The sequence below is a fragment of the Bacillus cereus group sp. BfR-BA-01381 genome (assembly GCF_022663555.1).
GTDB lineage: Bacteria > Bacillota > Bacilli > Bacillales > Bacillaceae_G > Bacillus_A > Bacillus_A pacificus.
Genome location: NZ_JAKUFR010000347.1, coordinates 1 through 221, shown reverse-complemented (window position 1 = coordinate 221; position 221 = coordinate 1). Strand labels below are relative to the sequence as shown.

Genomic DNA, 221 nt, shown 5'->3' with positions numbered 1-221 from the left:
GTAAAATTGCTGAATTGTTGTCTACATCCGAAAAAACTGTGAGTGAAAAAACGGTTGGCGGATGGAAATCCAAAGATGAATGGATAGACAAATTAAATGGAGTACTCCATAGAAAGATACGGAGTACTCCAAAAAGAAACCAGGAGCACCAAAAGGTAATAAGAATGCTGTAAATAATCGTGGTGGAGCCAAAAAGGGCAATAAAAATGCTGTTGGTAATT

Annotated in this window: 1 pseudogene; it reads left to right on the top strand. The window is 37.1% G+C overall.

Annotation, left to right across the window (positions count from 1 at the left end):
* Window positions 1-221 (top strand): annotated as a pseudogene (locus MR079_RS28980) (phage terminase small subunit); the annotation flags it as partial.